Here is a 19,342-nt window from a genome sequence, read left to right as displayed (position 1 = left end):
AATTTTCTTTCATTTTTCCTGGGTGTCGAGCTTGAGCAAGGGCTCCTGAAAGCGCAGCAAACGTCCCGCGTTGCCCAGCACCAACAGGGTGCTCAGGTTGTGCAGCAACGCCGCGATCATCGCCCCGGCCGCGCCCAGCCATCCGAAAGCGGCGAAGACCACGATGGCGAGCGTCCAGCCAAGACCAATGATCACATTGACCTGCAAGGTGCGCCGGCACCGACGGCTCAAGCGCACGCAGGTAGCGAGGCGACGCAAATCGCTGCCAATCAAAACGATGTCCGCCGACGCCAGGGCAATGTCGGCGCCGCCTGCGCCCATCGCTACGCCAACCACGCCGGCCTTGAGTGCGAGGGAATCGTTGATGCCGTCGCCAACCACCATCGGGCGAAAGCCGTGGTCGATTTCCCTGAGTACTCGATTGAGCTTGTCTTGCGGCAGCGCTTGCGCCTGGACGTCGCTCAGCCCGACCTCTTGCGCCAGGGTTCGGGCCACACTCTGCCGATCACCCGTCAGTAGCAATTGTCGGCCCAGCCCCAGTTCGCGCAATTGGCTCAAGGCAAAGCGCGCTTCGGGTTTGACGCTGTCGGCGAGCAACAGCCAGGCGAGGAATTTGCCGTTCAAAGCCAGGCCGGCGATTGGGCCATCGTGATCAGGCACGGCGGTCGTGGAGACGCCCAGTTGCGCGAACAGTTCGGGACGGCCGAGCACAGCTTCGCCCTTCTCTGTTACTGCTACGACACCAAGGCCCTGGCGTTCATGGATATCGCTCAACGGCCAATAGGCTTGCTGAGTGACCAGCACCGAGAGTGCGCGGCTGACCGGATGACTGCTGGCCGCGCCGAGGCTGGCGGCCAGCGCTCGCACTTGGGCAGCGTCAGCTTCGAGGCTGTCGATGGACTGCAAACGCAACGTGCCGTAAGTCAGCGTGCCGGTCTTGTCGACCACCAGTGAGGTCAGATCGGCGAGCTCTTCAAGGAACGCCGAGCTGCGAATCAGAATCCCATGGCGAGCAGCCACGGCTACGCCGGCAATTGCCGTGGCCGGCGCCGACAGCACCAAAGCACACGGACACGCCGCCACCAATACCGCGAGCATTGCCTGGGCGTCGTTGGTCACGAACCAGGTCACCGCTGCCAGCAGCAACACCAGCACCATATAACTACCGGCGTAACGTTCGAGCAATCGCGTGATCGGCGGTTTCGAGCGCTCGGCGTTTTGCATCAGGGCGATGACTTTGCCCAACGTGGATTCGTCGCCGGTGCGGGTGACTTCAATGCGCAGCACTCCGTCGAGGTTGATGGCCCCACCGAACACCAGTGTGCCGACTTCAGCGTCCACCGGCACCGATTCACCAGTAATCGACGAAGTGTCGAGGCTCGCCTGTCCGAACAACACTTGGCCATCCGCCGGCACCCGATCGCCGGCGCGCACTTCGACAATATCCCCAGCGCTTAACGCGCTGTTATCCACCTCGATGATCGAACCGTCTGCTTGCAGCTTGCGCGCATGGCTTCGTGTCAATTGGCCAAGGGCATGAATCGCTTCCTGGGAGCCGATGACACTGCGCTCTTCGAGCACATGGCCGAAGATCATGATGATCGGCAACAACGCTGCGGTGAGCAGATCGCCGGTCGCCCACGCACCGAGCATGGCCAACGCGATCAACTGGTCGGTGATGCCGTGCAGGCTGGGATAACGCAGGCTGTACCACGCCGAACGCATCACTGGAACCGCTACCAGCAACGAGGCGAACCCGAGCAGCAATTGGCTGACCCCGATTTGCTGCGGGAGCATCCAGCGCCAGAGCAAACCCAGACCCAGCAGCCCGAGCGCGAGCATCGCCAAGGTCAATTGGCGTGCGGCGCGACGTTGTTCGGCTGAGGACAACAGACCAGGAGCAGCAGAAGTCGCCGTCATTGACTGGCTCCTTGAATGATCAATCGAGAATCGTCTTTCGGGTCAATAGTGGTGACCGACCCGGCCTGACCAAGAATTTTCGGCATGCGTTCGCGATACAGACGCAGGAGCATTTGCGAGTCCACGGATTTTCCCAGACTCAAGACGGTGGCGGTATCGGCCGTGGCTTTCGCAAGGCGTTCGCCCGCCTGCGCGTGCGCCACTTGCAGCGTGCGGTCAGCCTGTTCAGTGGCAGATTGCGTGAGCTTTTCCGCCTCGGTCCGCGCGTTGGCCACGGCCTTATCCGCCTGCTGACTGGCCGTCAGAACGGCATTGAAAGCACTGACCGCTGGCTCCGGCAGACTCGATTGCACGTCGACCCGCGACACTCTGATACCGATGCCCTGCCCGCTCGCCTTCAATTCGGCGAGTCGCGCGTTGATGCCTTGCACCAGATCACCGCGCAACCGCTCACGGCGCTCGGCCGCCCGATTGTCGGCGCCGATCAGTTCCGGGCGAGCGACGAGAATGGTGTCGAGATCACGCGCAGCGGTCAGCGCCACGGCACTGCGCGTCACCAACCGATCGAGTGCCGGCAGCACATGTTCGCCCTGCAACACGAATTCGTAGGGGTCGGAAACTTGGTAAAAAACGCGTACGTCCAGTTGCACTACGCCGGCGTCCCCGGTCAGTAAATAACCCGACCCAGCGAGAGCATCGTTCAATGGCGTAGCAAAAGAGGCCACACGGTCAGCCTTCAGCGCCTCGTCGCTGCGCAACAGATTTTCCACCCGACGCTCGATCACCCGGTCCGCCGCCGGCAACAGGATCACCTGTTCAAAGGGCTGCGGCCATGCCCATAACAGTCCGGCATTCTGAACCCGATCCAGCGCGCCGAAGTGCAGCACTACTGCGCGGTTTTGCGGATCAATCTGCCGGACATTCGAAAACGCCCATGCCAGCGCCGCCAACACGGTGATCGCATACAGGGCGATAAACGCCAGGCGCCCAGCCTGAATCCAAGGACTGTTCAACGAATGTGTTCCACGTGGAACTTCGTCTGTCATGGCTGCAATCCGGCCTTGTTGTCGAAAGTCGGCGGGCCATCGACCAATACGCGGAACGGTGCGGCATCGGTGCGCAGAATCAGTTTAGTGTCCGGCCTGACAATGGTTCCCAGGGTATCGAGCGAGCGCAGCAGGTTGTAAAGCTGCGGCGAGCTGGTGTAGGCGCGACCGTAAATCTGCGCCGCTTCGACCCGAGATTGCGCTTCGATGTCAGCGGCTTTAACTGTTGCATCGGCCTGAACGATGCGCGCATCGCGCTCGGCGGCGGAACGAATTTGCGCCGCTTCGCGTTTGCCGATGGCTGTGCGCTCAGTGGCGATAGTTTCGCGTTCGGCGCGCATGCGGTCGACCGTGGCGCTGAGTGTGACCGAAGGCAAAGTCAGCCGCTCGATGCCGACCTGTACCACGCGCACGCCATAAGTGGCGAGCAACTGTTGATCAATCTGCTGACGTAACTGCGCTTCAAAATCGGTGATGTGCACTTGGCTGGCATCGGTGTTGACCAGATTGGCCAAGTCGAAACTGCTGGCCGTAGTCTCCAGGGCCGAGCCGACGAAGGTGCGGATCTGCCGCGCCGCTTCGTCCGGCTGGTTCTGCACGGCGCGCATGAAGCGCTGCACGTGTTCAGGATCACCCTCTACCTGCCACCCCACGTAAGCCTGAACAATAATGCGCAAACCGTCGCGGGTGCCGACATCCTGCAAACCGCTGGAGGTTGTCCGCAGACGCAAATCCACCGGGATCGCCGCTTCGAATGGTGCAGGCCACCGCCAGTTCAAACCCGGATGAAGCAAGACCCGGGACGGATTTCCGAAACGGGTGATGACTGTGGCTTCACCGGAGCGCACTTGCACCAGACTCGCGGCGGCCACGGCAAACGCCACCAGCAACGCGGCCCAGCCCATACGGCGCCACGGAAATGGTCCGGCCTCTTGCGGATTGCCGTGGTGATGATGGCCATGATGATGGTGATGCCCGCCGTGGCCGTGGTCGTGGCCGCTGTGGTCGTGAACATCATGAACAGGCGACTGGCTCAATGGGTGGCTCCTGGCTGAACGGTGGTGCGTGGGGAGGACGGATCAGTCGGCAAAGTGAAAGTGCGCAGATCGATGGTTGGCGCATTTGCGCTGCCGCCGAGTCGATGGTCGAGTATCAGCAACCTGGCTTTACTCAGGCCCCGACTGAGCTCGCTGAGATATTGCTCCAGCACGAAGGCCTGGCCGGCACTGGCGAACGCCTTTTGTTCGGCGCCGAATTTCAGGTCGGCCGTTTGTGCAGCGGCATTGATCTCCCGCGCATTGGCCGTTGCCTGATCCCGCGCCGTGCTCGCCTGCAACTGCGCCTCGTTAATGGCCTGCGCAGCCGCCCCGCGCTCGCGAGCGATCAACGCCTGCGCGCCGATCTGCGCCGCTTGCACACTGTGATAGGCATTCGCCGCGCCCGCCGGCGGATGAATCGCTTCCACCACTGTGGCGAGAATTTCCACGCCACTGTTCAGGTGGTTCAGATCGCTTTGCACCGCGCGGCCGATTTTTTCGGCCAGCCCTGCCCTGTCATCGCCCAGCAAACCGTCGAGGGTGCGCGAGGCGAAATCGTGAACCAGAATGCGGCTGGCGGTGCTGCGAATCAGGGTCGGGACATCGGCGCTGTTGTAAGTCGCGGCGAGTGCCGCCTCGTCGTTCAAACCGATGCGATAAACAAAGCGCACGTCCATGTTGACGATTTGCAGGCCCTGTCGCGCGCCGCGGCTGCTGGCGATGACCTGGGATTTGTCATTGACGTGGCTGGCATCCCACAACCGGTTGGCGGTCAGCGGCGCCGGGCCTTCAGCGGAGTCGGACTGCACGGCGATTGGCTTGTCGCCGACACTGGTCGCCAGTTCATGGACCACGCCGTTTTCAACGGAGATCACCCGCCCCAATGGCCAAGGCAAACCGGCATGCAAACCAGGGCCGAATACCTGTCCCGGTTTACCGAAGCGCTCGTAGATCCCGCGACCTTGCAGGGGAATTTCATGGATGCCGGTCAGCAGCCAACCGCTCAGGGCGACCACCGCCAACACCGGCAACAAGGCCCGGCGCATATAACTGAAGGCCCAGACTTGGCGCAGATCGATGCCGAACCGATTGTGCATTTCGTGTTGCAACGCCAGCCACGGCTGTGGCGGCCAGCGCAGCATGTCGGCGATGACACTGCGCGCCAGCAGGGTCGGCTCAAGTTGTTCACGGCGCGGGCTGAAGACTGACAGGACGGCGCGCAACAGCAGTTCCATGGCCACCGACATCGGCAGGATTGCGCTGAATACCGCAACGCGCACTGGCCAGACTGCGGTTTCGCTGGCAAACAGCAGACACAATGCGCTGATCAAAAGGGTGATGATTACCACCCGGGACAGTTGCGCCAGTGCCACCGCTTCCGGCCATTGCGCCGACGGCTCCTGCGCCAGTTGCCGCTCTACCACCAGCACGGCAAACGCCAGTAACAACGCCAATGCCGCACCGAGGTTCGCCGAAAGACCCAACGCCGCCGAAGGTAAAGTGAGATTCCAGACCTGCTCTGTACTGAGCAGAACCAGTAACGCCCAGCCGCCGAGCCATAACGTTGGCGCGCCGATTTGTCCAAGCAGATGCCGGCTGCGCTGACTCAAGCGCTCCAGCAACCTTTCATACCAGCCATCGCCTGCAACGCCCGCCTCCACCATTGCCGGCGGCGAAACTGGCGGATGCATGACCCGCGCGCGCCATTGCGCCACCCACCACGCCGATTGCGCTCCGGCGACCAGAACCAGCAACGCTGCACTCTGGTTGATCAACAACGGCAACCACAGTGATTGCGGCGCAAACAGGCCGACGAAAAACGCCAGCATCCAGCCCAGCCCGGCCAATGCGCCGAGACCATAAGCCAGCCGGCGCAACTTGCGCCCCTGCGCGGCTGCCTGCTGAAACCGCGCCAGCCCGGTCACTGGCGTGGCGTCCAACTCAAGATCGACTTGCATATCACCCCGGCTAAATTGGTCGTAGCGTTACGATATAACGGAAACTGTGAAATATTCGTACACAACTGCGCTTATTCAAAAACGCCGCAGCTGTCGTTTGCCTGAAGCCTTGACCGAAATGTCCGGCAACGCTCATATTACGCGCATAATTTTTATCGCAACTAATCTTGGCTATTCCCATCGAGCAACCTGGAGCAAGCGCATGAGCAACTATGACGTGGTGATTCTGGGCGGTGGCCCCGGCGGTTATAACGCAGCGATCCGCGCCGGTCAGCTCGGGCTCAAGGCCGCTTGCGTTGAGGGGCGTTCAACGCTGGGCGGCACCTGCCTGAACGTCGGTTGCATGCCGTCCAAAGCCTTGCTGCACGCCTCAGAGCTGTACGCCGCTGCGGTGGGTCCGGAGTTCGCCAACCTCGGCATCGAGGTCAAACCGACGCTGAACCTTGCGCAGATGATGAAACAGAAAGACGAAAGCGTCGCCGGCCTGACCAAGGGCATCGAGTTCCTGTTTCGCAAGAACAAAGTCGACTGGATCAAGGGCTGGGGCCACATCGACGGCCCGGGCAAAGTGACGGTTACCGACGGCCAGGGCAACAAGACCGAGCTCACCGCCAGGGACATCATTATTGCCACCGGCTCCGAACCCACTCCCCTGCCTGGCGTCGAGATCGACAACCAGCGCATCCTCGATTCCACTGGCGCGCTGTCGCTCGGTGAAGTACCCAAACATCTGGTGGTCATTGGTGCCGGGGTGATCGGCCTGGAGCTGGGGTCGGTATGGCGGCGACTCGGCGCGCAGGTCACCGTGGTCGAATACCTTGACCGCATCTGCCCCGGTGTCGATGCCGAGGCCGGCAAGACCTTGCAGCGCGCGCTGAGCAAACAGGGCATCGCCTTCAAGTTGAGCTCAAAGGTCACCAGCGCCACCCATTCTGCTACAGGCGTGCAGCTGAGTGTCGAGCCTGCCGTTGGCGGCACGGCTGAGCTGATCGAAGCCGATTATGTGCTGGTGGCCATCGGGCGCCGGCCGTACACCCAAGGCCTGGGGCTGGAGAACGTCGGCCTGAGTACCGACAAACGCGGCATGCTCGCCAACAAACAACATCGCACCGAAGCCGCCGGAGTCTGGGTGATCGGCGACGTCACCTCCGGGCCGATGCTCGCGCACAAGGCTGAAGACGAAGCCATGGCCTGCGTCGAGCAGATCCACGGCAAGGCGGGCGAGGTCAATTACGCGCTGATCCCCAACGTCATCTACACCCAACCGGAACTGGCCAGCGTCGGCCAGACCGAAGAACAACTCAAGGCCGAGGGCCGTGCCTACAAGGTTGGCAAGTTTCCCTTCACGGCCAACAGCCGTGCGAAGATCAATCACGAAACCGAAGGCTTTGCCAAAGTCCTCGCCGACGAGCGCACCGATGAAGTGCTCGGCGTGCATCTGGTCGGGCCGAGCGTGAGCGAGATGATCGGCGAGTTTTGTGTGGCGATGGAGTTCAGCGCGTCGGCCGAGGACATCGCACTGACCTGCCATCCGCATCCGACGCGTTCGGAAGCCTTGCGCCAGGCGGCGATGAATGTCGAGGGGATGGCGACGCAAATGTAGCTTTCAAACCTTGCCGCCGCCTCCGCGAGCAGGCTCGCTCCCACTTTGGAATGCGTTACCCCTGTGGGAGCGAGCCTGCTCGCCAATGGCGCTACCCGGTCTACAGCGGCAGATGCCCTAACGGCAACGCACCCGGCGCTTTCACCGTATGAATGGCAAAGTTGCTGCGAATATCGCTCACCCCCGGGAGTTTGAGCAGGTGTCCACTGACAAAGCGGTCATACGCTCGCAGGTCAGGCACGACTATCTGCAACAGGAAATCCGACTCCCCGGACACCAGAAACGCTGAGACAACCTCGGGCAATGCAGTGACGGCGGCATAAAAAGCCTCGGCCCGCTCTTCGTTGTGCCGCTCGACTTTGACGCCGACAAACACCGTCAGCCCCAACCCGACTTCATCACGATCCAGATTGGCCTGATAGCCGCGAATCACCCCTGCCTCTTCCAGCATGCGCACCCGCCGCAAACACGGTGAGGCGGACAGGCCGATTTCTTCCGCCAGCTCGACATTGCTCAGGCGGCCGTTGCGTTGCAGCGCGGCGAGAATCTTGCGGTCGTAAGTGTCGAGTTTCATCTTTGGCAGATCCCGATAGGTACAGCTCATAAAACCAGCAGGTTATGCCAAACCCGCCCTGTTTTGAAGCCGACTACGCAAGCACCTGCCCCGCCCTCTCGCTCTAGACTGGCGCCCACACATCAACAACGAACGAGGGCGTGACGTGGCAAGTCTCTGGCTGTTTATCCTGACGCTGGCTGTGGTGCTTCTTTTGCCGGGGCCAGACATGATCCTGCTGTTGCAGACCGGTGCGCGGCAGGGTCGCGGCGCGGCATTGGCCACCGCGTTGGGCCTGGCGATCGCCCGCGCCTGCCACGTGGCATTGGCGGCATTGGGGCTGGCGGCGCTGTTCAAAACGGCACCGTGGACGTTTGACGTGGTGCGCATCGCGGGCGCGGCGTACCTGCTGTGGATCGGCATTCAATGTTTTCGCAGCCCGCTCGTACCGAACCTGCAAGCGCAAGAGCAGCTACTCGGCGAAGATCAATGGCGGCAGGCGATCCGGCGCGGCCTGCTGACCAACCTGCTCAACCCCAAGGCCTTGCTGTTCTGCTCAGTGTTGCTGCCGCAATTCATCGTCAGTCATGGCACGCCGGTGCTGGGCCAGTTCGCTCTACTTGGCCTGGTGCTGGTCAGCGTCGGCCTGCTGTTCGACAGTGCTGTCGCCCTGACCGGTGCGGCATTGGGCCGTTGGCTGCAACACAGTCCAACGGCTCAGCGCGTTCAGCAATGGCTGTTCGGCAGCCTGTTGATTGGCTTCGCCGTACGCCTGAGCTTCATTCAACAGGCTTAAGCCTTGCGTACCTTGCGCTGGCGACGGGTGATCAGCAGTAGCGCAGCAGCAGCGACCAGCAGCACCGCGCCGATCTGCACCGGCCACTTGTACGGTCGCAGCGTCGCACGGACGGCATCGGTGACCTGGATGACGTAGCGCTTGTCGGCATTTTCGAAGTCCGGGTACGGGCACTGATTACCGAAGTCTTGTGCCCACGGCACATAAGGACCTTCCTTGACGTAGCGCTGATACAGCGCACTCTGGTCTTCAAGGCTGCTGTTCCAGCCGGCGGCGTTGCACAACACCGCGGCAAACGCTTGACTGGTGTGCGGCAGGTTATCGGCCGCGCGGCTGGCCAATGACGTAGCAACAAAACGATAGTGATAGCGCTGGTCCGGTTGCGCGGCGCTCGCCTGCAGGCGCTGCACTTGCGCCGCAGAAATCAGCAGGCCGACATCCAGCTTCGTGCTCTCCAGCGTGTAGTTGCCGCCGAATGTGGCGTAGTCAGGCGCCATCTCATAGCCGAGGATGTCCATGCCCCACTCCCGCGCCGTCCATGCGGCGTTGTACAACGCACTGGCGCGTTTGCTCGGCCACCACGCAGCATCGGCCTTTAGCCGTTGCTCGCCATAGAGCCGGGCCTTGCGTTGCAAATCGTCACTGGCGAAATAAGCGATCGCTTCTTCGTAACGCCCTTCACGCAGCAACCGCCGACCGAGCAGATTGCGCAGGTTGGCGGCCACCGACAGCGGCACGTAGTTATCGCGCTCCTGTTGAGTCAACGGCGGCGGCGCCGGCACATTCTCATCGACGTACTGCTTGAGCTCCTCGACCGTCAGCACCCGTTCGGCAACGGTGGCGGCATCAAGCCAGTAGATGCTGTTACTGCGATACAACTGCACGAAAGCCTGCAGGTATTCGCCGCGCTGCAGCGCCAGGATCGCGCTTTCGCCCTCGACCCGGCATTTGGGCTGCAGCGTTTCAAACGCCCAGTCCGGTGTGCGGCGATAACCCCAGTCTTCGTTCTGCGGGAAGGCTTGGGCGGCTTTGGCGTACGCTGCGGCGGCGGCAGTTATGTCGCCCTCACGCACCGCCAGTTTTGCCCGCAGCCACCAGGCCAGCCCGCCGTCCCCGGCGTTTACCAGAAAGGCCTTGGCAGACGCGTAGTCGCCCTGCTGATAACTCATCGCCGCCAGTCGATCGGCATTGTCGTGGCTGCCACGGGTGTTGTTCTGCAACAGCGTTACCAGCTTTTTTTCGTTTGCCGGCTGTTCGCCGAATGACCAGCCCTGACGGCTGACCAGCCACGCCGTGACCAGTTGCTGCACCGCTGGCTGCTGCAGCAGTTTCGCCAGCTGAGCCTCGGGCAACTCGGCCAGCTCGTTCATCAGTTGCTTGAGCGACGTGTAACCGACCGCCGAGCCATGCAGGTTCTGGGCTTCGTAGAGTTCGATGGCGGCGCTCCAGTCGCCCGCGCTGCGCAACGCGCGTGCCTCTTCACCGAGACTGGCAACGCCCAGTTCCAGCGGATCGCTGAAGCCGTCGATGCTCAACTGCCGAGCCTGGCGGAAGGCATCGCGTGCCTGCTCCAGCGCTGCGCTGCGGTCGTGCGCCTGGTTGCTCATGGCAAAGGCGATGCGCCCCAGAGAATACGCCGCCCACGTGCTGCGCAACGGACGCTGCTCTGCCGGCAGCCCCAGCACCTTGTTGAAATACTCCGTGGCCAATTGATGATCACCGCTGGCGAAGGCCACGGCGCCGGCGACGTACAAACGGATTTCCGCCGGCAGACTGGCGCCCTGCTCCTCGGCCTGACGTGCATCGCTGAGCCCGCGCAGGCGCTTGACCACGGCGTATTGCTCGGTGCTCAGGCCAAGCTGCTCAGCCTGTTCGCGCGCCAGCTCGGATGCGTTGTCTTCGGCGTAATCATTGGGATTATGGGTCGCGGCGGTGACATTTTTCAGCCCGGCAATGGTTTTACCCAAACGGCTGATTTCGAAACTGAAACTGCCTTCGGGCAGATCGGCCAGGGTCTGCGCGCGATTGTCGAGCAGGCGCATGGGGAAGTCCGGGCCGCAGGCCAGCGCCGAACCCAGCGGCAGGCTGAGGCTCAGGCAAAGCAGATGGCGGGGCCAGTTACGGGTCAACATGCGAACCTCCTTGATCAATATGTGCACAACGCGCCCAACCGATAGCGCGCTGCCCGCCAGCCGGCAAGCGGCCGTCACGCAGGCGGGAGAAGGTAAGCAGATTGGCACTTTGTTGCAACGAGTAACCGGCGAGCGCATCGGCGCCGGCGCAACCCTGCGCCTTTAGCGTGATTCGCGCGGGCCAGGGGCTGTCGAGATTGCCGCGGTTTTCGAGCTGAACGTCATAAAGTCCGCCCAGTTCTTTGAATGACAGACCCAATCGGCTGTTCAGCACATCGCCGCGTGCCACGGCGCGCAACGTAGTCAGGCTCCAGGCGCGACGATCATTGGCCAGCGGCAGGCGAAACCAGATCAGCCCGGCGAGATGCTCGGGCGGAGCTTCGCGCAAAGCCTTGGCCAGCTGGCTGAGTTGCAGCGGATCGGCGAGCAATTCCCGGCGCTGACCGCCGCGCTCAAGTTGCACTTCGCTTTCCACCACGGGCGCGCCGCCGTCATTTTCCAACAGCGCAACGCCGTAGGCCGGCAGCGCCAGATAGAACGGTTTGGCACTGACACGTGCCCAGGCCTTGGCCCACTTCAACGCCTGCTCGTGATCGAACAGACCCAGTCGCGGATCACTCACGGCGTGAACTTGCAGCACGCTGCTGTCGACGCTTTGCAACAGCGCTGGCAACTGCGCGCTATCGAGCCAGGCCGGCAGCGCTGTGATGCTCAAAGGCAACGATGGCGGCAAGGCCGCACGCAAATGTTTGAGGAATCCAGCGTATCCGGTCAGCCGTGCGTTACCGGCATCGTGATCGATTTCGATACCGTTCAGCGTAAGGCCCTGCGCCTGCCAATCGGCGATGACTTGCAGAATCTGCGCGGTGACCTGCTCCTGGTCCAGCGACGGCATCTGGCCATCGAGGCGAATCACTGCGATCAACGGGCGGCCATCGGTTGTCAACAACGCCGGATCAACCCGCGCCCTGCTCCACCGCGCCCCCGCAAAACCTTGCAACGCCAGCACGCGCAGTGTCGAGAAGTCGTCGTGGCTGTCGCGCAATGCCGCTTCATGCGCCGGCGTCCATTGACGTTGCCAGACGTAGAGTTGCTGGTCGAGGGCTGGCGCGGCGTGTTGCTCGCACCCCGCAAGCAACATGCCGAGAAACAGACCCACAATAAACCGCATACCTTGAAAATCCCCGAGACCACAGGCCGCAAGGTTACACAAAAACCTTGTAGGAGCTGTCGAGTGAAACGAGGCTGCGATCTTTGGACATGGCTTCAAGAATCAAGATCAAAAGATCGCAGCGTGCCGCAGCGTCTACACGGATGCCGCAGGTTTGCGCGCGATGATTACCTGACTCTTGGCCACCACCGCATCCAGCGCCTGTTTGATCTGCGCTCCGCGCGGGGAATCCAGCACCGCTTGCCAGGTCTCGGCCCAGTGATCGAGCAGCGGATGATCCGGATTGCTGAAATCAACCTTCGCTTCCCAAAACAGCAGCATCCACATCGACCAGTAAAAGCCGTACTGGGTGTGACTGACAATCTCCAGCCCGGCCTCGGTGACCATTGCCTTGAATTGCTCTTCGCTGATGATGCGTATGTGATTGGGCTTCTGAAAATACTCTGGCGCGGCGATGTCTTTCTGCAACTCCTCGGAACTCGGATGCGGGACACTCAGCAAATACATCGCGCCCGGTTTGCCCACGCGCACCAGCTCAGCAAGAAACTGCGCCGGATCGTCGACGTGCTCGATGACTTCGGTGGATACCACACGTGTCGCCGTGGCGTCGGCAATCGGCAGCGGGTTGCAGTCAGTGACGTGACATTCCACCTCTCGCGCCGGCGTATCGCTCAGACGCTGCCGGGTGGCGTCGACCTTGCCTGCATCGATATCGGCGATGATGATCTTCGCCCCGCGCATGCCGCAGAAATGCACGTTGCCACCATCGCCGCAGCCTACGTCGAGCAGCGTGTCATCCGCTGACACAGCGAAGCCTTTGAACAGCTCATTGGTCTGCTGATTGAACCAGCCACTGAGCTTGGCATCGTACAGGCCGAGCATGTATGGATCGACCTTGCTGGCGACCGCTGCAACGGGCTGCGACAGCGCCGGGGCGGGCGTCGCAGCCCTGAGTTTTTTCAACAGGCTGAGCATGAAGTGGCTCCAGGGACAGGAATAGCGGATCGTGACGCACCGAGGCCCTGCATCAGCGAGGCACGGCGGTTGCGCACAGGTTCAAAGATCAGTCTGCCGTTCATGGCACGTCTACCTCCTGCACTGGCTTGCGAGCGATGATTACTTGGCTCTTGGGCAGAAAGCTGTCGAGGATCTGTTTGATCGCCAGTCCGCCGGGCTGGTTGAGCAAGTCCTGCCAGGTTTTCGCCCAGCTCTCCATCAAAGGCATGAATGGAGCCTGGATGCGATCTCGCACCGCGCCAGCCGGATCACGTCCCGCAGCGCGTTCGCCCGCCCAGAAAAAGATCATGCCCATCACCCAGAAGAAACCGCTGGCCCGACGATGCTCGATCACCAGACCGGCCTCTTCCACCAGCGCGGCGAAGCGCTCAGGGGTGAAAATCTGCACGTGGTTGGGCGATTGATAGTAGCTGGCCGGCGCGATGCCTTTTTGCAGGTGCTCGCCGACCGGTGCCGGTACGCTGAGCAGGTACTGCGCACCGGGCCGTCCCATGCGTACCAGCTCGGCCATGAAGGGCTCGGGTTCGGCGATGTGTTCCAGCACTTCCATGCACACGACCTTGCTGGCACAGCCGTCGGCCAGCGGTAAGGGCAGGCTGTTGCTGACCAGTCCGAGGCTGGCATTTGTACTTTGCGCCTGGACTTCACGCGCGAGGTTTCGCACCTTATCGTGTTCGCTGTCGGTGAAAATCACCGAAGCGCCCTGACGCACGGCAAACAATGTGGCCACGCCCTCGCCGCAACCGACGTCGAGCACGGTATCGTCTGCCGTTATCGCAAACCCCTGAAGCAGTTCGCCGCTGTCGTTCCGGAACCAGCCGTCGAGTACTGCGTCATGCAGACCGACGTCACGGGGCGATACGGGTACAGGTGGCTGCGCCGGCGGCAATGCCGCACGCGAGGGCAGCCAGCGAGCGAGCAGACGCCCGATCATGCGAGCGTGACCTGCGCAGGCTGCGGGCCGGCAGCTGGCAGCGGCAACTCGAGGAAGGCACGTAACCGCTGCTCGGTGCTGGCTTGGCTGCAGAAGCGTTGCAGGCTCTGAACCGCCGCAACGGACATGGCCGCATAACGCGGTGGGTCGTTTTTTGCCACCTCGTAGCTGTCGCGGTAGGCGGCACACAACGAATCCCAGTCAGTCATGTAACGCAAGGTGCGGTAGGCCGCGCGCGGGTCATGCGGCCAGGCCGTGAGCTCCTCGGTGAAGTCGACCAGGAACGCGTTGTCGCGGCTCACGTAATCGGCCATCGCCGTGTTCACGGGCGCAATGGCCGGCTTGCCGCACGACATGAATTCCATCAGTGGCAAGCACTGACCCTCGCCGTACGAACTGTTGACCACGTAACTGGTGGCCTGCACCAGCGCTTCGTAATCGGCATCGGCCAGATAGCCGTGGATCAGCACGATCCGGCATTTATAGGACTGGTTCTTGTACAGGTGGTGCAGCATGTCGGTCAGCGCGTTGGCGATGTCGTGGTGCGTCAGTTTCAGAACCAGGGTCGCATCACTGATCTCGCGAAATGAGGCACAGAACGCGCTGATCATGTCCTGCCAGTTCTTGCGACCGTCGTAAGGGTTGAACACTGAGGTGTAGACCACGCCTTCCAGGTGCAACTGGCAATCTGCGGCCGGTCCATCAAGGGGTATTGGCGCACCTTCGCGCAGTGCCGGTGGGCCGTAGGCACGCAGGTCCGCCTTGCGACTGTCGATCAGCAGCCCGCGCAGGTTGAGCGTTACGCCATCTACGACCGGATGCCTGAGCAAATGCTCACCGCGCTCGGCGAAACGGTCCCACACCGGGGCGGGAATCGCACACACCGGATAGTCATCTCCCATGACCTCGCTGACCGCTTTGACTGTGAATGTCGAATGGGTAATCGCCCGACCACAGGCCTGCAGGACCACGCGCCAGTCATGGCGGGGTTCACCCTGCCAGCTTTCAGTGGGGATGGTACTGAACTCCCAGGCGAAAACCGGGATGGTCGGGCAGGCGTAATGAATGGGGGTACGGTGCGGCGGGGAAAAGGACAGGAAAATGCATGCCTCGCCGCGGCTCAAACAGTCAAAGTACAAACGGTCGACCAGTTCGTCGGGCTGGCTGACCTCGATCACCTGACCGATTCGTTCCAGTACAGGGCGGAACTCCTTCAGCACGAAATAATAGCTGTACTCGGGCCGTCCGAGGTTCTGCTGAATATTGCTCTTGTTGGTTTCCGAATGAATGATGATCAGCATGAGCCCGCTCCGGTCTTGACCGACAGGGGGACGTTTGCGCTGGTCGTCGCGAGCCCGAAAAATGTCGCCACGCGCTTCTGTACAGGACCGAATCCGCAGTATTCGCGCATGCGCTCACTGGCCGCCGCTGCCATGGCCTGGTAAGCCTGCGGATGGTTCTTGGCCATGATGTAACTGTTCTCGTAGGCGGTTTTCAACGATCCCCAATCGGGGCGGTGGCGCAAGGTGCGATAAAGAATGCGCACGTCCTCGGGCCAGATGGTCGGCTCGCGACTCGACTTGACGACGAAGCCGACACGTTCGTCGATGTAATCGCCCATCGCGGTGTGGTCGGGGGCAATCACTGGCCGGGCGCAAGACATGAACTCCATTAATGGCAGGCACAAACCTTCGCAGCGCGACGCATTGACGTAGAAGCTGGCGGCGCCATAGAGACGGGCGAATTCGTCATCTTCCAGGTATCCGTGCATGACTATCACTCGACAGGCGAATGGCGACAGTTGTGACAGCAAGGTAATGAGGTGGACGTAGTAGCTCGACAAGTCGTTCTGCGTGATTTTCAGCACGAGGGTGGCGTCCTCGACATCACGCATGGCCCAGCAGAACGCAGTGATCAGGTGATGCCAGTTCTTGCGCCCGTCCTGCGGATTGAACACGCTGACGTACACCACGCCGCTGACGTCGATCTGGACCTGTGCGTCCGTGTGAGGCAGTGACGCCTGCGGGTGGTCGGCCTGGTCCAGTGCCTGCGAGACCGTTACCGGCAGCACATCGCGTGAGGATGCACGCCAGCCGGCGAGCTTGTGCCGAACGGTAGCGGGCAACAGATCGCTGAGCGCTTCGCGATACCACTGCAACAGGTTGTGCTTGAGCAGAAACAGAGGACGGTGCTCGGAACGGCTCTTCAGGGCCCGGTAGCATTCACGCAAATAGTGTCTGGTGATCAATGCCCGTCTGTGGACGGTCAGTTCGGGCGCTTGAGCGAGACCACGGGTTTCCAGTTCCTGCTCGCTGTGAATCGGCGCGATAAGGCCGTCGGCGGACAATCCCAAGGTGCGGCTGTCGATGATGCACCCCTTGATTTGCAAGGTGCTGCCGGGGTTGACCGGCACACTGGGATAATCCTGTCGAACTTGCGCAAAGCGCTCCCACAGCGGCGTTGGCAAAACCAGTACGGGGAAATCTTCACCGAGGCTGCGGCGGATCGCCTGCGCGGTATGAGACGACAAGGTAATCACCCGGCCATGGCGCGCGAGCATCTGACGCCAGTCCTGGCGTTCATCGCCGGCAGCGAACTCGCTGGGAATCGAGTCATACTCCCAAGCGATCACGCAGACCATCGGGCATTGCAGCCCCGTTGGGGTCTTGTGAGGCGGGGCAAAGGAAAGAAACAGGCATTCCTGATCGGCCTGACGCAATCGCAGATACAACGGATCAACCGCATCAGGCGACGCCACCACATGCACCTGGCCAAGGCTTTCCAGCACTGGACGGTAAGCTTTGAGCACGAAGTAATAGCTGTATTCCGGGCGCCCAAGGCTGGCACTGATGGAGCTGTCGTTGACGTCCGAATAGAGAATGAAATTCATGGCATCCCACGATGAAGCGCCATCCCGGCTACTTCATGCTATGACGGCCGGGCACTGATGGGTCAGTCTCCCCAGACACGTCTTCGTTCTTGTTTTAGTGGTCGGCGTCCCCCGCTGCGCGATGCCTCCGGGCAAACCCTGGGAGGGCGACGAGCGCCATTCTAAACACATCCATTGCGGCTCCGGGAACCGCCCGCCAAGAATAAATCCGGCTACGCTGACGAGAACTGACCAGTCACGGTTTGCCCTGTTGAAATTGCCGTGCAATTGGCCCAGATTGAGCGCAAATAACTACAACAACGGACTTCGCCCATAGTTTTTCAGGCTTTTCCTGCGGTCTGACAGACCTCTCCTTAAAGCCTGTGGAAAAGCGGCGCAAGTCATGACCAAGGGGTCGCTGTTTGAAAAAACGTCTGTTCGTCACGGGCCTCAACGGCTTCGTGGGACAACACATTCAGTCTCGTCTGGCTGCGCCGGGTTCGTCGTGGGCGCTGCTGCCTGCCGTTTCGTCCTACGACCTCACAGACGCCGACAGCCTCACCGATCTCTGGCCGGAATTGCCCGATGCGGTCATTCATCTGGCCGGCCAGACCTTCGTGCCGGAAGCCTTTCGTGACCCGGCCCGCACCCTCGACATCAATCTCTTCGGCACACTAAACCTGTTGCAGGCGCTCAAGGCTCGCGGCTTTGCCGGCACTTTCCTGTATGTCAGCTCCGGCGACGTCTATGGCCAGGTCGGCGAACAGGATTTGCCAATCACCGAGCAGCAACCGCCGCTGCCGCGCAATCCGTATGCAGTGAGCAAACTCTCGGCAGAGTTCCTCAGCTTGCAATGGGGCCTGAGCGAAAGCTGGCCGGTGCTGGTTGCGCGTCCGTTCAATCACATCGGCACCGCGCAGAAAGACAGCTTCGTCATCGCCAGCGCTGCCCGGCAGATCTGCCGCATCAAACAGGGCTTGCAAGCGCCGCAACTGCAAGTCGGCGATATCGACGTGACACGGGATTTTCTCGATGTCAGCGACGTAATTGGCGCCTACTTCGCACTGCTGGAAAACGGCACACCGGGGCAGGTCTACAACATCTGCTCGGGCCGCGAGCAAAGCATTCGCAGCCTGATCGAACAATTGGCCGATCTGGCCGAAGTCGACGTAGAGCTGGTGCAGGATCCGGCGCGCATGCGTCGCGCCGACCAGCGGCGCGTCTGCGGCAGCCACGCCAAACTGGCCAACGCCACAGGATGGGCGCCCGCCACCACCACACAACAATCCCTGCGGGCGATCCTGTCCGACTGGGAGATGCGAGTACGCCAAGAATGACAAAGAGTGCACTGATTACCGGGATCACGGGCCAGGACGGCGCCTATCTGGCCAGACTGCTGCTGGACAAGGGTTACAGGGTTCATGGCCTCGTCGCCCGACGCAGCAGCGATTCACGCTGGCGCCTGCGCGAGATGGGTATCGAAGCCGATATCGTCTATCTGGACGGCGACATGGCCGATGCCTGCTCGGTGCAGCGTGCGGTAATCAAATCGGCACCGGATGAAGTCTATAACCTCGCCGCACAGAGTTTTGTCGCCGCTTCGTGGGATCAACCGGTCACCACCGGCATCGTCGATGGACTGGGCGTGACGCACCTGCTCGAAGCGATCCGCCAGTTCAGCCCGCACACGCGTTTCTATCAGGCCTCGACCAGCGAAATGTTCGGTCTGATCCAGGCTGAACAGCAGGACGAGAACACGCCGTTCTACCCGCGCAGCCCTTACGGTGTAGCCAAGCTCTACGGCCACTGGATCACCGTCAACTACCGTGAAAGCTTCAACCTGCACGCCAGCAGCGGCATCCTCTTCAACCATGAATCACCGCTGCGCGGCATCGAGTTCGTCACCCGCAAGGTCACTGATGCCGCCGCACGCATCAAGCAGGGCAAACAGCAGGAGCTGGCCCTGGGCAACATTGACGCCAAACGTGATTGGGGGTTTGCCGGCGATTACGTCGAAGCCATGTGGCTGATGCTGCAACAGGACAAACCGGACGACTTCGTGGTCGCCACGGGCGTAACCACCACGGTGCGCGAAATGTGCCGCATCGCCTTCGATCACGTCGGCCTCAACTACCGTGATTACGTGAAGATCGACCCCGCGTTCTTTCGCCCGGCCGAAGTCGAAGTGTTGCTCGGCAACCCGGCCAAGGCCCAGCGCGTGCTGGGCTGGAAACCGAAAACCGACCTGGACAGCCTGATCCGCATGATGATGGATGCGGACATGAAACGCGTTGCCAAGGAGTAGG

At 61.6% G+C, this 19,342-nt stretch carries 15 protein-coding genes; 4 read left to right on the top strand and 11 right to left on the bottom strand.

Going from position 1 to position 19,342, the window contains the following annotated elements; all coding sequences use genetic code 11:
• Positions 1 to 9: 9 nt before the first annotated feature.
• The 4 genes from ACIGDJ_RS09430 to hflK (ACIGDJ_RS09415) are packed head-to-tail and all read right to left on the bottom strand — an operon-like array spanning position 10 to position 5,961.
• A complete protein-coding gene (locus ACIGDJ_RS09430; RefSeq protein WP_313000159.1) occupies positions 10 to 1,920 on the bottom strand; it encodes a heavy metal translocating P-type ATPase in 1,911 nt (636 codons plus the stop codon).
• Entirely contained in the window at positions 1,917 to 2,966 is a 1,050-nt protein-coding gene (hflK, locus tag ACIGDJ_RS09425) for a protease modulator HflK (protein WP_397478694.1), read from the bottom strand. The genes ACIGDJ_RS09430 and hflK (ACIGDJ_RS09425) overlap by 4 nt, the downstream gene beginning before the upstream one ends.
• On the bottom strand, positions 2,963 to 4,003 hold the full coding sequence (gene hflC / locus ACIGDJ_RS09420) for a protease modulator HflC (protein ID WP_397478695.1): 1,041 nt from the start codon (positions 4,001 to 4,003) through the stop codon (positions 2,963 to 2,965). Before hflC ends, hflK (ACIGDJ_RS09425) begins: the two co-directional genes overlap by 4 nt.
• Positions 4,000 to 5,961, bottom strand: coding sequence for a protease modulator HflK (gene hflK, locus ACIGDJ_RS09415; RefSeq protein WP_397478696.1), 1,962 nt, complete (start codon positions 5,959 to 5,961; stop codon positions 4,000 to 4,002). Before hflK (ACIGDJ_RS09415) ends, hflC begins: the two co-directional genes overlap by 4 nt.
• Positions 5,962 to 6,163: 202 nt before the next feature.
• Here hflK (ACIGDJ_RS09415) and lpdA point away from each other — a divergent pair, with 202 nt between their 5' ends.
• Complete coding sequence (gene lpdA / locus ACIGDJ_RS09410; RefSeq protein ID WP_397478697.1) at positions 6,164 to 7,564, top strand: dihydrolipoyl dehydrogenase; 1,401 nt, start codon at positions 6,164 to 6,166, stop codon at positions 7,562 to 7,564.
• Positions 7,565 to 7,664: 100 nt separating this feature from the next.
• Here lpdA and ACIGDJ_RS09405 read toward each other — a convergent pair whose 3' ends face one another.
• Positions 7,665 to 8,138, bottom strand: a complete 474-nt coding sequence (locus ACIGDJ_RS09405) for an Lrp/AsnC family transcriptional regulator (protein WP_397478698.1) — start codon at positions 8,136 to 8,138, stop codon at positions 7,665 to 7,667.
• Between the two features lie 145 nt (positions 8,139 to 8,283).
• On the opposite strand from ACIGDJ_RS09405, the gene ACIGDJ_RS09400 reads away from it, so the two are divergent.
• Complete coding sequence (locus ACIGDJ_RS09400) at positions 8,284 to 8,913, top strand: LysE family translocator (protein ID WP_313000174.1); 630 nt, start codon at positions 8,284 to 8,286, stop codon at positions 8,911 to 8,913.
• On the opposite strand, the gene ACIGDJ_RS09395 is transcribed toward ACIGDJ_RS09400, so the two are convergent.
• From ACIGDJ_RS09395 to ACIGDJ_RS09370, 6 genes are all read right to left on the bottom strand, one after another.
• The gene (locus tag ACIGDJ_RS09395; RefSeq protein ID WP_397478699.1) at positions 8,910 to 11,045 is read right to left on the bottom strand and encodes a hypothetical protein; all 2,136 of its coding nucleotides are present in this window, start codon (positions 11,043 to 11,045) and stop codon (positions 8,910 to 8,912) included. The two genes, ACIGDJ_RS09400 and ACIGDJ_RS09395, sit on opposite strands and share 4 nt — an antisense overlap.
• A complete protein-coding gene (locus ACIGDJ_RS09390; RefSeq protein WP_101159776.1) occupies positions 11,032 to 12,216 on the bottom strand; it encodes a DUF3142 domain-containing protein in 1,185 nt (394 codons plus the stop codon). Before ACIGDJ_RS09390 ends, ACIGDJ_RS09395 begins: the two co-directional genes overlap by 14 nt.
• A gap of 135 nt (positions 12,217 to 12,351) precedes the next feature.
• Positions 12,352 to 13,191 (bottom strand): class I SAM-dependent methyltransferase, encoded by an 840-nt coding sequence (locus ACIGDJ_RS09385; protein WP_101159774.1) that lies wholly within the window; start codon positions 13,189 to 13,191, stop codon positions 12,352 to 12,354.
• Between the two features lie 100 nt (positions 13,192 to 13,291).
• On the bottom strand, positions 13,292 to 14,167 hold the full coding sequence (locus ACIGDJ_RS09380) for a class I SAM-dependent methyltransferase (RefSeq protein ID WP_313000182.1): 876 nt from the start codon (positions 14,165 to 14,167) through the stop codon (positions 13,292 to 13,294).
• On the bottom strand, positions 14,164 to 15,468 hold the full coding sequence (locus ACIGDJ_RS09375) for a glycosyltransferase (RefSeq protein ID WP_397478700.1): 1,305 nt from the start codon (positions 15,466 to 15,468) through the stop codon (positions 14,164 to 14,166). The genes ACIGDJ_RS09380 and ACIGDJ_RS09375 overlap by 4 nt, the downstream gene beginning before the upstream one ends.
• The gene (locus ACIGDJ_RS09370; protein WP_397478701.1) at positions 15,462 to 17,057 is read right to left on the bottom strand and encodes a glycosyltransferase; all 1,596 of its coding nucleotides are present in this window, start codon (positions 17,055 to 17,057) and stop codon (positions 15,462 to 15,464) included. The genes ACIGDJ_RS09375 and ACIGDJ_RS09370 overlap by 7 nt, the downstream gene beginning before the upstream one ends.
• 401 nt (positions 17,058 to 17,458) lie before the next feature.
• On the opposite strand from ACIGDJ_RS09370, the gene ACIGDJ_RS09365 reads away from it, so the two are divergent.
• Entirely contained in the window at positions 17,459 to 18,373 is a 915-nt protein-coding gene (locus ACIGDJ_RS09365) for a GDP-mannose 4,6-dehydratase (protein ID WP_101159763.1), read from the top strand.
• On the top strand, positions 18,370 to 19,341 hold the full coding sequence (gene gmd / locus ACIGDJ_RS09360) for a GDP-mannose 4,6-dehydratase (protein WP_313000193.1): 972 nt from the start codon (positions 18,370 to 18,372) through the stop codon (positions 19,339 to 19,341). The genes ACIGDJ_RS09365 and gmd overlap by 4 nt, the downstream gene beginning before the upstream one ends.
• The last annotated feature ends 1 nt before the right edge of the window (position 19,342 follow it).

Origin of the sequence: Pseudomonas sp. NPDC079367, from assembly GCF_044542195.1 — a bacterium.
In the GTDB taxonomy this organism is placed as follows: domain Bacteria; phylum Pseudomonadota; class Gammaproteobacteria; order Pseudomonadales; family Pseudomonadaceae; genus Aquipseudomonas.
Note: the sequence above shows the minus strand (reverse complement) of the source record. Positions and strands in the feature narration are given on the sequence as shown.